Source organism: Blastomonas sp. CCH9-A1 (assembly GCF_001557175.1).
Lineage (GTDB): Bacteria > Pseudomonadota > Alphaproteobacteria > Sphingomonadales > Sphingomonadaceae > Blastomonas > Blastomonas delafieldii_A.
Window position 1 is genome coordinate 92,989 of record NZ_LSHM01000057.1, and the last position, 13,690, is coordinate 106,678.

At 62.8% G+C, this 13,690-nt stretch carries 14 protein-coding genes and 1 riboswitch; of the genes, 8 read left to right on the forward strand and 6 right to left on the reverse strand.

All coding sequences use genetic code 11. The features are described from left to right. Positions 1-2: 2 nt before the first annotated feature. Complete coding sequence (bufB, locus tag AX725_RS15365; RefSeq protein WP_066114808.1) at positions 3-851, reverse strand: MNIO family bufferin maturase; 849 nt, start codon at positions 849-851, stop codon at positions 3-5. 73 nt (positions 852-924) lie between these two features. Further along, positions 925-1,212 carry a BufA1 family periplasmic bufferin-type metallophore gene (locus AX725_RS15370; protein WP_060976941.1) on the reverse strand — a complete coding sequence of 96 codons (288 nt, stop codon included), beginning with the start codon at positions 1,210-1,212 and terminating at the stop codon, positions 925-927. 288 nt (positions 1,213-1,500) lie between these two features. Between AX725_RS15370 and groES the strand changes: the two genes are divergently transcribed. After that, positions 1,501-1,788 carry a co-chaperone GroES gene (groES, locus tag AX725_RS15375; protein WP_031317559.1) on the forward strand — a complete coding sequence of 96 codons (288 nt, stop codon included), beginning with the start codon at positions 1,501-1,503 and terminating at the stop codon, positions 1,786-1,788. Positions 1,789-1,840: 52 nt separating this feature from the next. Beyond that, complete coding sequence (groL, locus tag AX725_RS15380; RefSeq protein WP_060976940.1) at positions 1,841-3,493, forward strand: chaperonin GroEL; 1,653 nt, start codon at positions 1,841-1,843, stop codon at positions 3,491-3,493. A 74-nt stretch (positions 3,494-3,567) separates the two neighbouring features. On the opposite strand, the gene AX725_RS15385 is transcribed toward groL, so the two are convergent. After that, positions 3,568-4,248, reverse strand: a complete 681-nt coding sequence (locus AX725_RS15385; protein ID WP_060976939.1) for a DJ-1/PfpI family protein — start codon at positions 4,246-4,248, stop codon at positions 3,568-3,570. A gap of 20 nt (positions 4,249-4,268) precedes the next feature. Next, positions 4,269-4,351, reverse strand: a riboswitch (ZMP/ZTP riboswitch). 70 nt (positions 4,352-4,421) lie between these two features. Between AX725_RS15385 and AX725_RS15390 the strand changes: the two genes are divergently transcribed. Together AX725_RS15390 and AX725_RS15395 are read left to right on the forward strand one after the other, a co-directional pair. Continuing rightward, entirely contained in the window at positions 4,422-4,988 is a 567-nt protein-coding gene (locus AX725_RS15390; protein WP_060976938.1) for a Uma2 family endonuclease, read from the forward strand. Between the two features lie 64 nt (positions 4,989-5,052). After that, on the forward strand, positions 5,053-6,120 hold the full coding sequence (locus AX725_RS15395; protein ID WP_060976937.1) for an MBL fold metallo-hydrolase: 1,068 nt from the start codon (positions 5,053-5,055) through the stop codon (positions 6,118-6,120). 15 nt (positions 6,121-6,135) lie between these two features. On the opposite strand, the gene AX725_RS15400 is transcribed toward AX725_RS15395, so the two are convergent. Then, positions 6,136-6,420 (reverse strand): hypothetical protein, encoded by a 285-nt coding sequence (locus AX725_RS15400; RefSeq protein WP_060976936.1) that lies wholly within the window; start codon positions 6,418-6,420, stop codon positions 6,136-6,138. Between the two features lie 120 nt (positions 6,421-6,540). On the opposite strand from AX725_RS15400, the gene polA reads away from it, so the two are divergent. Together polA and AX725_RS15410 are read left to right on the forward strand one after the other, a co-directional pair. After that, positions 6,541-9,345 (forward strand): DNA polymerase I, encoded by a 2,805-nt coding sequence (gene polA, locus AX725_RS15405; RefSeq protein ID WP_060976977.1) that lies wholly within the window; start codon positions 6,541-6,543, stop codon positions 9,343-9,345. Beyond that, a complete protein-coding gene (locus AX725_RS15410; protein ID WP_082730704.1) occupies positions 9,345-10,688 on the forward strand; it encodes a cation:proton antiporter in 1,344 nt (447 codons plus the stop codon). Before polA ends, AX725_RS15410 begins: the two co-directional genes overlap by 1 nt. Before the next feature lie 6 nt (positions 10,689-10,694). On the opposite strand, the gene AX725_RS15415 is transcribed toward AX725_RS15410, so the two are convergent. Further along, positions 10,695-11,585 (reverse strand): prephenate dehydratase, encoded by an 891-nt coding sequence (locus AX725_RS15415; protein ID WP_060976935.1) that lies wholly within the window; start codon positions 11,583-11,585, stop codon positions 10,695-10,697. Between the two features lie 237 nt (positions 11,586-11,822). On the opposite strand from AX725_RS15415, the gene AX725_RS15420 reads away from it, so the two are divergent. Continuing rightward, positions 11,823-12,476 (forward strand): c-type cytochrome, encoded by a 654-nt coding sequence (locus tag AX725_RS15420; protein WP_060976975.1) that lies wholly within the window; start codon positions 11,823-11,825, stop codon positions 12,474-12,476. A gap of 59 nt (positions 12,477-12,535) precedes the next feature. On the opposite strand, the gene AX725_RS15425 is transcribed toward AX725_RS15420, so the two are convergent. Beyond that, positions 12,536-12,994: a DUF2721 domain-containing protein gene (locus tag AX725_RS15425; protein WP_060976974.1), complete on the reverse strand. Its 459-nt coding sequence runs from the start codon at positions 12,992-12,994 to the stop codon at positions 12,536-12,538. Between the two features lie 260 nt (positions 12,995-13,254). Between AX725_RS15425 and AX725_RS15430 the strand changes: the two genes are divergently transcribed. Beyond that, entirely contained in the window at positions 13,255-13,689 is a 435-nt protein-coding gene (locus AX725_RS15430) for a PaaI family thioesterase (protein WP_060976934.1), read from the forward strand. Position 13,690: the final 1 nt, after the last annotated feature.

A 13,690-nucleotide genomic window follows, 5' to 3' on the forward strand; every position in this document is an offset into this window, starting at 1 on the left:
GGTCAGGCTACCAAAGGCGCGTTGGCGCGTGCCATCACCGATGCCGCACGCTCGACCTCGCCCATGATTGAGGCGTAATCGGGGACGTTGGTGTCCCATTCGATCAGCACCGGCCTAGGGCCTGCGCGGCGGACGAACCGCTCGAACAGCGCCCAGGTGAGATCGGTGACTGCACTGCCGTGATCGTCAATCAGCAGCGGCCTTCCGTCGTGCCATTCGGTGGCGTGGCCTGCGAGATGGATTTCCCCGACCAGTGCCGGGTCGATCGCATCGACATAGGCTTGCGCGTCGGTGCCCAGATTGGTGCAGCTGACCTCGACATTGTTGATGTCGAACAACAGGCCGCAACCCGAGCGGCGGCACAGGGCATGGATGAATTCGACCTCGTCCATCTCGTCCTGCGCGAAGGCGAGATAGCGTGAGGGATTTTCGATCAGAATGGTTCGGCCGAGCCTCTCCTGCACGCGTTCGACCTGCGCGGCAGCATGGGCGAGCGATCCGCTAGTGTAGGGAATCGGAAGAAGATCGGGATAGCGATCGTCGGCATTGCCCGACCAGCTGAGGTGATCGGAAACGCTGGCGGGACTGTAGCGGGCGCATAAAGCGGCGAGCTGATCAAGCTCGTCCTCGTCCAGCCCCTGCGCCGTGCCGATCGAAAGGCCGACGCTGTGAAAGCTTAGCGGATAGCGTTCTGCCACTGCCGAGAGCCAGCGATGAGGTGGCCCACCATCGACGAAATAGTTCTGCGGGTGAACCTCCAGCCATCCGGGCAGCGGAACACCGGTTTGGGGGTTCAGAACGTCGCGATAATGGGCCGGTTTCAGCCCTATGCCGACAAGGGGGAGAAGCATGAGCTGAAGGACTACCTCATCTGCAGGTCCGGCGCTGGCGGCTCAGGGTGCCGCCAGCGCCGGTGCCGTTGCATCAGCCGCGCGGGGTCGGCTTCTTGGCGCCCTTGAGCGCGGTCAGCGAGCCGCCCAGCTTGGCGCACTCGCCCTTGGCGACATATTTCCAGGCATTGCCCTGATAATCGACGGTCGAAGTGCCGGCGCACGAGGTGCCCGGGCCGGCGGCGCAGTCGTTCTTGCCCTTTAGCGAGACGCCGTAGCACTTTTCCTTTTCGCCGGCTGCGGCAGCAGGGGTTGCTGCGATGGTGGCAGCGGCCAGAACGGCAGCAGCTGCTGCGCCCAGAGTGATGATCGAGTTCGACATGGCAAGTTCCTTCAAGAGAATAAGGGTTGGCAAGTTGGACAGCGCGGCTGTCTAGCCTGCCTGTCAGTGCGATCTTTCGTGCGAGCCTGGGCGCAGGTTACCGCGATCGCGCTCTTCCCGCAAAAAATTTCCTGCGTGAATCGCTTGACCCTTCGAACACGAGCGCTATCTAGCGCCTCGTTAGCACTCACCCCAGCCGAGTGCTAATCGCGAGAGCGGGCGCAACACCCTGTGCCAGCCGCGAAGGGGGTTTCACTAATTTCAGTGACGCAAGGAAAGGCTTAACGCATGACATTTCGTCCGTTGCACGACCGGGTTCTGGTGCGCCGCATCGAAGCCGAAGAAAAGACCGCTGGCGGGATCATCATCCCCGACGCCGCCAAGGAAAAGCCGTCGGAAGGCGAAGTGATCGCCGTCGGCGAAGGCACCCGTGACGAAGCCGGCAACCGCATCGCGCTCGACGTCAAGGTCGGCGACAAGATCCTGTTCGGCAAGTGGTCGGGCACCGAAGTGAAGATCAACGGCGAAGACCGGATCATCATGAAGGAAAGCGACATTCTGGGCATTCTGGGCTGATTTTTTTCGCCCCTGACCCACCGATCCAATTCGACAAGAAGGAACATTTCTCATGGCAGCTAAAGACGTAAAGTTTGGCCGCGACGCACGCGAACGCATCCTGCGCGGCGTGGATATCTTGGCAGATGCCGTCAAGGTGACCCTGGGCCCCAAGGGCCGCAACGTCGTCATCGACAAGAGCTTCGGCGCTCCCCGCATCACAAAGGACGGCGTCAGCGTCGCCAAGGAAATCGAACTGAAGGACAAGTTCGAGAACATGGGCGCGCAGATGGTCAAGGAAGTCGCTTCCAAGACCAACGACATTGCCGGTGACGGCACCACCACCGCGACCGTTCTGGCCCAGGCGATCGTGCGCGAAGGCATGAAGTCGGTTGCCGCTGGCATGAACCCGATGGACCTGAAGCGGGGCATCGACCTCGCTGTCACCAAGGTCGTCGAGAACCTGAAGAGCCGCTCGAAGGACGTCGCCGGTTCGAACGAGATCGCCCAAGTCGGCATCATCTCGGCCAATGGCGACCGTGAAGTCGGCGAGAAGATCGCCGAAGCCATGGAGCGCGTCGGCAAGGAAGGCGTGATCACCGTCGAGGAAGCCAAGGGCCTCGAGTTCGAACTCGATGTCGTCGAAGGCATGCAGTTCGATCGCGGCTATCTGTCGCCGTACTTCATCACCAACCCCGACAAGATGACCGTGGAACTGGATAACCCCTATATCCTGATCCACGAGAAGAAGCTGTCGAACCTGCAGGCGATGCTTCCGATCCTGGAAGCCGTCGTCCAGACCGGCCGTCCGCTGCTGATCATCGCCGAAGACATCGAAGGCGAAGCGCTGGCCACCCTGGTGGTGAACAAGCTCCGCGGTGGCCTGAAGGTCGCGGCCGTAAAGGCTCCGGGCTTCGGTGATCGTCGCAAGGCGATGCTGGAAGACATCGCGATCCTGTCGAAGGGCGAGATGATCAGCGAAGACCTGGGCATCAAGCTCGAGAACGTCACGCTCGGCATGCTCGGCCAGGCCAAGCGCGTCTCGATCGACAAGGACAACACCACCATCGTCGATGGCGCCGGTGAAGCCGATGCGATCAAGGCTCGCGTCGAAGCGATCCGCACCCAGATCGACAACACCACCAGCGATTACGACCGCGAGAAGCTCCAGGAGCGTCTGGCCAAGCTCGCTGGCGGCGTCGCCGTGATCAAGGTTGGCGGTGCTTCGGAAGTTGAAGTGAAGGAAAAGAAGGACCGCGTCGACGATGCGCTGCACGCAACCCGCGCAGCCGTCGAAGAAGGCATCGTCCCCGGCGGTGGTACGGCGCTTCTGTACGCCACCTCGGCGCTCGAAGGCCTGACCGGCGAGAACGACGACCAGACCCGCGGTATCGACATCATCCGCAAGGCGCTGTTCGCCCCCGTCCGTCAGATCGCGCAGAACGCCGGTCACGACGGTGCTGTGGTCTCGGGCAAGCTGCTCGACGGCAACGATCCGACGCTGGGCTTCAACGCCGCGACCGACACCTATGAAAACCTCGTCGCCGCTGGCGTTATCGACCCGACCAAGGTCGTGCGCGCTGCGCTGCAGGATGCTGCCTCGGTCGCTGGTCTGCTGATCACCACCGAAGCCGCGATCTGCGACGCTCCGGAAGACAAGGCAGCTGGCGGCGGCATGGGCGGTATGCCCGGCGGCATGGGCGGCATGGGCGGCATGGATTTCTGATCCACACCGCCTGGCCACAAGCCAGAGCAAGAAACGGGGCCGGAGGGGAAACCTTCCGGCCCTTTTTCTTTGGATCAGGCCGTGGCGTTCAGGGCTGCTTGCATCTCGGCAGCGCGGACATCGTAAAAGCGCTGGCGCATCATCGCGACGATCGGTTCGGGACTGGTCGCAGGCGTACCGCCGACAAAGGGCGGCGCGGGGTCATATTCGAAATTGAGCTGCAGCGAGCGGGCGACATCTTCGCCGTGCAGTTCTGCAATGATCGTCAGCGCGAAATCGATGCCTGAGGTCACGCCGCCTGCGGTCACGACATTGCCGTCGAACACCGTCCGCGCGTCCTTATACACGGCACCGACCATCGGAAGCAGGGCGGTATAGCCCCAATGCGTCGTCGCCCGCCTGCCCTGGAGCAGCCCGGCGCGGCCGAGGATGAAGGCGCCGGTGCATACGCTGGTCACCCATTGCGCCTCTGCTGCCTGGTTGCGGACGAAATCGATCAGCCGCGCATCGCTGAGCGCTGGGGCGACGCCCAGCCCGCCGGGGACACAGAGCAAGTCGGCCTGCGGGCAATCCGCAAATGTCGTGGTGGGAACGATCGCAAAGCCGACATCGGTCATGACCGGATCGAGCGTCGCAGCGGCCACATGAACCTGCGCCCCGGGCATACGGCAGAGAAACTGCGCTGGCCCGGTGAAATCGAGCTGGGTGATCTGGTCAAAGATCGCGAACACGACGTGGAACGGGGTTTGGGTCACAGGACATTCCTTTCATCTTGGAAGAATGCCCAGGCGCGCGACAACACACAATCGCCCGCTCCCCGATGGTGACCCATCTGATGCGCCAGTTGCGGGCGAGCGCAGGATAACCGCTGTTCACTGCGCCGCCAAGCGGCCTTTCGTATCAGCGCTCGAATGGATATACTGGTCCAATGGCAACCAGTCCCAGACCAGGCCTCATTACGGCAGCCCAGTTTCTCGAGATCGACTTCGGTCCCGACATCAAGGCTGAACTCGACAATGGCGTGATCCGGGTCGTGCGGAACATGGCAGGCGGGTCCTACCGAAACTCGCGTATCCAGATGAATATCGGTGGGATCTTGTGGACTGCGCTCAAGGGTTCGAAATGCCATGTACACGGGTCGGACATGGCCATCCTCATCGACGATTATTCCGTCCGATATCCCGACCTCAGCGTGTTTTGCGGCAAGCAGGATGAAGCCTTCGACGAAATCAAGGCGGCGAATGACCCTGTCATGATTGTCGAAATCCTCTCGCCGTCTACCGCATTGCTCGATCAGGGCCTGAAGCTGGATGAATATCGCACCATCCCGAGCGTCAAGGCCGTGCTTCTTGTTGATCCAAAAGCGGAATGCGTGCGCGTGTTGTCGCGGACTGGCCCCAATGCTTGGACCGACGAAATGCATGGAGACGACGAGGCTATCTCGATTGCGGGTCTGAACATTGAAATTCCTTTGACCGACATCTTCGCCCGCTGAAAAACCACTGGCGGCTCGGTCTATATTATGTCACTATATGTGACATAATATGCGGGAGGGGTATATGCGCCGCGTCGTCCTCGAACTGTTGGTCATCATGATGATAATCGCCGGCCTCGCCTGGCTTTCGCGTGACAGGCTGGGCGAGATCGTGTTCGAGCGCGCGGTCAAGGCGAGCTATGGCGCAGACGCTACGCGCGGACTGCCCGATGGGCTCCATGTGATCCTGTGCGGCACCGGCTCCCCCCTGCCCGACCCGCAACGTTCCGGACCTTGCACGCTGGTGCTGGCGGGCAAGCAGCTGTTCCTGGTCGATGCCGGTGCAGGCGCGGGGCGACGGATAGGGCAGATTGGGATACCGCCCGGCAAGATCGATGCGACGCTGCTCACGCATTTCCATTCCGATCATATCGACGGGCTGGGCGAGGTGCTGATGCTGCGTTGGGCTGGCAGCGGACGGATGGCGCAGATGCCGATCTATGGCCCGAAAGGCGTCGACAAGGTAGTCGGCGGTTTCGACACCGCCTATACCGCTGATTACGGCTATCGCATCGCGCATCACGGCGCCGACATCATGCCGCGCAGCGGTGCGGGCGGGCAAGCGGTGACAGTTCCCGCGTCGGTCAGGCCGGTGCCGATCTACAATCGCGGCGGCGTGAAGATCAGCGCGTTTCAGGTAAAGCACGATCCGGTAGAGCCCGCGCTGGGCTATCGCTTCGATTACAAGGGACGCTCGGTCGTGATCAGCGGCGATACCGCGCCCACGGCGACTGTTTCAAGCGCGTGCAGCGGCTGCGACGTTCTGGTGCACGAAGTGCTCAACCCGGCAATGGTCGGCAAGATTGCGCAAGCCGCAGCCGATCATGGCGACAGACGCATTGCCAAGATCATGTCCGACATTCCCGGCTATCACAGCTCGCCGGTTGCAGTGGCCACGATCGCTCGCAAGGGCAAAGCGCAGATGCTGGTCTTCACCCATATCGTGCCGCGCATGCCATCGAGACTGCTCCACCCCTATTTCCTGCGCGGTGTTGCCCAGGCCTTTTCTGGCCCCGTGGTGATGGGCGAGGATGGAAATCGGATCAGCCTGCCCGCCGGTAGCGACCGGATCGAACAGGCTGATCTGTTGTAAGCTGAAAGGGTCGGATTACTGAGCTTCCTGCTCGGCTTCGGCCTTGGCTTCGTCCCATTCCTTCTCGATCTTGTCGCCTGCCTTGTCGGCTTCGGCATCCAGATCCTTTGCGGCCTTGTCGACACCGGCTTCGACATCGTCGGCAGCATTCTCGATGACTTCACCTGCCGCGTTGGCATTGGCTTCGATGTCATCGCCAGCAGCTTCGGCGGCAGCATCGGCCTTCTGTTCGGTTTCGGCCGAGCAGGCTGCAAGTCCGAGCGCGAGGGCGCTGACGCTGGCAATGGCTAGATTTCGCATGGGATAGCTCCTTCAATAGGGTGCCCGATACGGCACCTTCCCCGACCCGCTTACGCGCCACGACATGGGCGGTTCCAAAATCGCATGACCCTGCGCACCGCCGCTGCTATCGCTGCCGCCATGGCACAGCAGAACCATCTCTATCTCGTCGACGGCTCCTCGTACATCTTCCGCGCCTATCACCGGCTCCCGCCGCTGACCAATCCGGAAGGCACGCCCGTGGGCGCGGTTTATGGCTACACGACCATGCTGTGGAAGCTGGCCGAAGATCTGCACAAGGCCGATGGGCCGACGCATATGGCGGTGATTCTCGACAAGAGCTCGCAGAGTTTCCGCAACGAACTCTACGACCAGTACAAGGCGCACCGGCCCGAGCCGCCAGAGGATCTGCGCCCGCAATTCCCGCTGATCCGCGATGCGACCCGCGCCTTTTCCATGCCCTGCATCGAGGAGGACAATGTCGAGGCCGACGACATCATCGCGAGCTATGCCAAGGACGCGCTCGCCAAGGGCTGGAAGGTCACCATCGTCAGCTCCGACAAGGACCTGATGCAGCTGATCCAGCCGGGGCTCGACATGCTCGACACGATGAAGAACGCGCGGCTGGGCCCCGAGGCGGTGATGGAGAAATTCGGTGTCACCCCCGAGCAGCTAGGCGACGTGCTCGCGTTGATGGGCGATGCGGTGGACAACGTGCCGGGCATTCGCGGCATCGGCCCCAAGACGGCCTCGAAACTGATCGTCGAGCATGGCGATCTGGAAAGCGTGCTCGCCGCCGCGCCATCGATGAAGCCCTCCAAGATGCGCGACAGCCTGATCGAGCAGGCCGATATGGCGCGGCTGAGCAAGGTGCTGGTGACGCTGAAGGATGATTGCCCGCTGCCCAACGAACTCGATGATTTCCTGCTCAAGGACATTCCGCCCGAGCCGCTCGCCGCATTCCTCACCAAGCACGGCTTTACCAGCCTGCTGCGCAAGCTTGGCGCCAGCGGCCCGGCGGATGCGGCCCCTGTCCCCTCCGACGCTGCGAACGATGCTCCGCGCAGCGACAATGCCATCCCGCCGCAGCCGCTTGCGATGCCCGCGATCAACCTGGACGATTATGTCTGCGTGCAGGACCTCGACACGCTCGATGCCTGGATCGCCAGAGCGCGCGCTGTCGGCATGGTCGCGGTCGACACCGAAACGGATTCGCTCGATTCGATGCAGGCAGCTTTGGTCGGCGTGAGCCTGGCGGTCGCTCCGGGCGAGGCCTGCTACATCCCGCTCGGCCATGGCAGCAACGACATGTTTGCCGAAAAGCCGCAGCAGATCGCGCTCGACGAGGCGATCGCCCGGCTCAAGCCGCTGCTCGAGGACGATGCGATCCTCAAGATCGGCCAAAACCTGAAATACGATCTCAATGTGCTCGCGCGCCATGGCGTCCATGTCTCGCCCATCGACGACACGATGGTGATGAGCTTCAACCTCGATGCAGGGCACGAATTCGGCAGCGGCGGCCACGGCATGGATGCGCTCGCCGAACGGCATCTGGGGCACACGTGCATCAGCTTCAAGTCGCTGACCGGCACGGGCAAGAAGCAGATCGGCTTCAACGAGGTGCCGCTCGCCGATGCGACCCGCTATGCCGCCGAAGATGCCGATGTCACGCTGCGGCTGTGGCATGTGCTGCGCCCGCGTTTGCCGGTCGAAGGCGCAACGCGCATCTACCAGAATGTCGACCGCCCGCTGATCCCCGTCGTCGCCGGGATGGAGCGCCACGGCATCAAGGTCGATCGCGAACAGCTCGCGGCGCTGAGCCAGGATTTCGCCACGCGCATGACCGCGCTGGAAAGCGAGATCCACGAGCTTGCGGGCCAGAGTTTCGCCATCGGCAGCCCCAAGCAGCTCGGGGAAATCCTGTTCGACAAGCTTGGCCTCAAGGGCGGCAAGAAGGGCAAGACCGGCGCCTATTCGACCGACGTCACCGTGCTTGAAAAGCTCGCGGGCGAAGGATCGGAAATCTCGCGCAAGGTGCTCGACTGGCGCCAGTTGTCGAAGCTCAAGTCGACCTATACCGATGCGCTGCAGGAACAGATCAACCCGAACACGGGCCGGGTGCACACCAGCTACAGCCTGGTCGGCGCGCAGACCGGGCGCTTGTCCTCGACCGAACCGAACCTGCAGAACATCCCGATCCGCACTGAGATCGGCCGCCAGATCCGTCATGCCTTTGTCGCCGAGCCCGGCAATGTCATCCTTGCGGCCGACTATAGCCAGATCGAACTTCGGCTCGCCGCGCACATGGCCGATGTCGAGACGCTGCGCGATGCCTTTGCCAAGGGTGAGGACATCCACAACCGCACCGCGCAGGAGCTGTTCGGTGAGGTCAACCGCGACACGCGCGGCCGCGCCAAGACGATCAACTTCGCGATCCTCTATGGCATCTCGCGCTGGGGCCTGGCCGGGCGGCTAGAGGTCAGCGCGGACGAGGCACAGGCGATGATCGATACCTATTTCCAGCGCTTTCCTGGCATCAACCGCTATATTGCCGAGACGCTGGAAAGCACGCGCGAATGCGGCTTCACCGAAACGTTGTTCGGCCGCAAGACGCACTTCCCGCGCATCACCTCGAAGAACCAGGCAGAGCGCCAGGGCAGCGAGCGCGCGGCGATCAACGCACCAATCCAGGGCACCAGCGCCGACATCATCAAGCGCGCGATGGTGCGCATGGGCCCCGCGCTCGAAGCCGCTGGCCTTGGTCACGTCCGCATGCTGCTGCAGGTGCATGACGAGCTGGTGTTTGAACTGCCCGAAGGCGATGTGGAGGCAGCCTCCGCCGTGATCCGATCGGTCATGGAAAATGCGGCGGAACCGGCCGTCACGCTCAGCGTACCCTTGGGCGTAGAGATCGGCACCGGGCCGAGTTGGGGGACCGCGCACTGATGATCGATACTGTGCGGCAGACCATCGTTCCGCAGACCCCGGACCTCGACGTCACCGCCTTTGCCGATCCGATGTTCACCTCGGTGATTGGACAGTTCCTGCTCGACAATTACAAGCTTTGGTTGCTCGGGATCGGGCTCGTGGTGTTGCTGGTCGCGTGGCTGCCGCTGCTGCTCAAGAAATTGCCGCTATCCTTGCCGATCATCTTTGTCGGTATGGGCATGGCGATCTTCGCCTGGACGCCGCTCGCGCAATTCTCGCCGCATCCGGTCGAATCGCCGGTGCTGATCGAAAAGGCGAGCGAGTTCATCGTCATCATTTCGCTGATGGGGGCGGGGTTGAAAATCGGCAGGCCGCTGAGCTGGCGCGGGTGGAACCTGACCATCCGGCTGCTCGCCATCGTCATGCCGCTGACCATCCTGTTCATCGCCCTGTCTGGGCTGTGGATTCTCGGGCTGCCCCTGGCCTCTACGCTGCTGCTGGGTGCCTGTCTGGCGCCCACCGATCCGGTACTGGCCTCCGACGTTCAGATCGAGCGGCCCGATAGTGAAGACAGCGACGAGGCCCGTTTTGCGCTCACCTCGGAAGCCGGGCTGAACGATGCGCTCGCCTTTCCCTTCGTACACCTTGCGCTTGCCGCGAGTGCCGCTTCGCTGACTGGAGGCGTGCTCGCCGAATGGCTGTGGCACGATGTCGCCTGGCGTCTGGGCGTCGGCGCGCTGGTGGGCACGTTCGGCGGCTGGCTGCTTGGCCAGATCATCTATCGCCTGCCCCAGGACACCCGCCTGTCGCGGACCGGCGACGGCTTTATCGCATTGGGCGCCACGCTCGCCATCTATGCGCTCACCGAGTTCGCGCATGGTTACGGGTTTCTGGCCGTGTTCATCGCCGGTCTGATCCTGCGGCGTTCGGCCGAGGGAGACGAGTTCAACAGCGAGCTTCACGATTTTGCCGACGAAACCGAGCGGTTGGTGATGATGGTGCTGCTGGTGTTGTTCGGCGGGATGCTGACCGGCGGCGAATTGCTGAGCGATATCGGCTGGACCAATGTGCTCGTGGCAGCCCTGGTGCTCCTGGTGATCCGTCCTGTGATCGGCTATCTCGGGCTGATTGGAGTTGACCGGCCTCCGCTGGAAAAGTTCGTCATCGCCTTTTTCGGCATACGGGGGCTGGGTTCGGTCTATTATCTCGCCTTCGGCCTCAACCATGGCGATTTTCCGATGCAGCACACCCTATGGGAAACCCTGGGGCTGATCGTGCTCGGATCGATCCTGCTGCACGGCCTGACGGTGACGCCGATCATGCGCCATCTGACCAAGCGCATCTACGGCAAGGACGACTGAAACCGCCTATTCGCGCGACATGGCCTGCGGATAGCTGCCCAGGATGCGCACCCATTTGCTGTGATAGCCGAGCACTTCGAGCGCGCGATCGACTGCGGGGTGGCCGGGCATTCCCTCGATATCGGCATAAAATTCCGCTGCGGCGAAGCTGCCGTCGCGGATATAGCTTTCCAGCTTGGTCATGTTGATGCCGTTGGTGGCGAAGCCCGAGAGCGCCATGAACAACGCGGCGGGAATGTTCTTCACCTCGAAGATGAAGGTCGTCATCACCTTGGCGACATCGGGCATCGGATCGTCGCGATGCGCAGCCAGCACGACGAAGCGCGTCATGTTGTGCGCGGCGTCCTCGATGCCTTCGTCGACCACCTTGAGGCCGAACACGTCTCCCGCCAGCCGCGAGGCGACCGCGCACAGTCCCGGTTCGCTCGATTCGGCGACAAACGCCGCCGCGCCTGCGGTATCGGGATAATTGACCGGCTCGATCCCGCGTGCCCGCAGATAGTGCCGGGTCTGGCCGAGTGCCTGCGGGTGGCTGACGGCCGAATGATAGGGGCCGTCGTCCTTGGCGAGCAGGCAGTGACGCACCGGCAGGAAATATTCGGCAACGATGGTGAGGCCGCTTTCGGGCAGCAGGAAATGAATGTCCGCGACCCGCCCGTGCTGCGAGTTCTCGATCGGGATGATCGCGCGCGCGGCGCGGCCGTCCTTCACCGCATCCATTGCGTCCTGGAACGAGAAGCACGGCAGCGGGTGCCAGTCGGGAGCAAAGGCCCGCGCGGCAATGTGTGAATAGGCGCCCGGCGCGCCCTGATAGGCAATCGACCGCTCCGGTTCGGCAGAGGCGATTCGGGCCATGTCCTCGACCATCTGGCGGGCGATCTCAGGGTAGCTTTGCATGGGCACGGCGCATAGGCAGGCCCAGCAGTAACGACAAGGCGAAATCGCGCGTGTCGGGGCTTGCAGTGCGAACGGACCATGATTAGAGGGGGCGGCTGACCGGCCCTGTTGCGACGCGGCAACGGGGTCTTTCAACAGGGCGAAAAGGCCGGTGATCGATCGCTGGTCTTATCGGATGACGACCTTTCAGGGCGCCGTGGCCGCATGGCGTCGCTATCAAAGATGAGGCAACAGGGCATGCAGGACAGCAAAAACACGATTGCAGGTTGGGTTCTTGCGGGGGGCATTTGTGCCCTTGGCCTGTCGATCGTCAGCGGCAAGGTGTTCCATGCCGACAAGCCGGAGCGTCCCGAAAAGCTGGGCTATGTCATCGAAGGCGTCGTTTCTTCCGAAGGCGAAGGCGGTGCGGCTGAAGTTCCGATCGAAACCCTGCTCGCCAGCGCCGACCCTGCCAAGGGCGAGAAGGTCTTCGCCAAGTGCTCGTCGTGCCATTCGATCAACAGCGGTGGTGCCAACGGCATCGGTCCCAATCTTTACGGCGTTCTCGGCAAGCCGCACGCTTCGGTGGCGGGCTTTGCCTATTCGGACGCGCTGAAGAGCAAGTCGGGCCCCTGGACCTTCCAGGAAATGAACAAGTGGCTCACCTCGCCCAAAGCCTATGCCGACGGCACCAAGATGAGCTTTGCGGGCCTCGGCAAGGCTGAAGACCGCGCCAACCTGATGGCGTGGATGAACACCCAGTCGGGCAGCCCGCTGCCGCTGCCGGCAGCCCCCGCTGCCGAAGCTGCTCCGGCAGCTGAAGGCGCAGCATCGACCGAAGATCCGGCTGCAGAAGCCGCTGCCGACGATGCCGCCGCAGCCGGTGCGGTCGCTGCCCCGACCGGCGGCTGATAACTCCGCAGTTCATTGCAAATCCTGAAGGGGCCCTGCCAGCGATGGCGGGGCCTTTTTCATTCCCCGTCGAGCTTGAGCAGCCGCTCCTCGATCCGGATGGTGTGCATCGCCATGCGAATCTCGAGCACGAACAGCACTAGCCCCGAGATCAGGAACGCCATCGCCAGGATGAAACCGCCAGCGACGATCTGCCCGAAGCGATAGCCGGTGAGCGACAGCACGAAGATCGACGCGATCACCACGCCGACCGTGATCGCGCTCAATGTCCCCATCAGGATCGCCTTGTTGACGATATCCGCGCGCCGATCGAGGATCCGCAGCTCGTTGACCACGCGGACATGCGCCTCGCCCTGGGTGCGATGAAATTCCGCCATCTGGACCCGTTCGCGGTCGACAACGCGGGCAAGGCGATTGGCGAACATCTGCAGGATATTGCCCGTCGCCAGCAGCAGGAAGGCCGGGGCCATGGCGATCTGGATCAGCTTGCCGATCTGCCCGATATCAAAATCCGCCATGAACATGCTGGCCCGCCCTCCCTTCGCGAAGCGCGACTATAGCCGGGTGACGCCGCCCATCAATCGCTTATCCCGGCGGCTGAGGCTGGACAGGAGATGCGGCGGCGTCATGCTGGCGGTGCTGCAGCGTCGCGGGGTGCATGTGTAACCCATTGACCTCGGCGCTGCAGCGTGCACAGTCCGCAGCGCATGTTACAGCTTTCCTCCGCACTCCCTGCCGCATCCCGAATCGGCCGCCGCATATGACCAGGACAGAGACGATGTCAGGCGGGTTCGATCCCAGTGCTTTCGAAGGCATATTGGGCAAGCTCGGGCATGGTGGGCATCTCGGCATGCGCTATCGCGCGCATGGCACTGGCTGGGTAGAGATGGAGCTGCCCTATTCCGAAAGGCTGATCGGCGATGTGCAAAGCGGAGTGATCGCGTCGGGCCCGATCATCAGCCTGATGGACAATGCCACCAGCCTGTCGGTCTGGACCGCGATCGGCGAATTCCGCCCGCAGGTGACGCTCGATCTGCGCGTCGACTATATGCGCCCCGCCACGCCGGGCAAGTCCGTGATCGGACGCGGCGAATGCTACAAGGTCACGCGGTCGATGGCGTTCGTGCGGGGCATCGCGCATGATGGCGATCCCGATGATCCGGTCGCGCATGTTGCGGGCACGTTCATCCGCGTCGAAAATTTTCTGGGCTGAG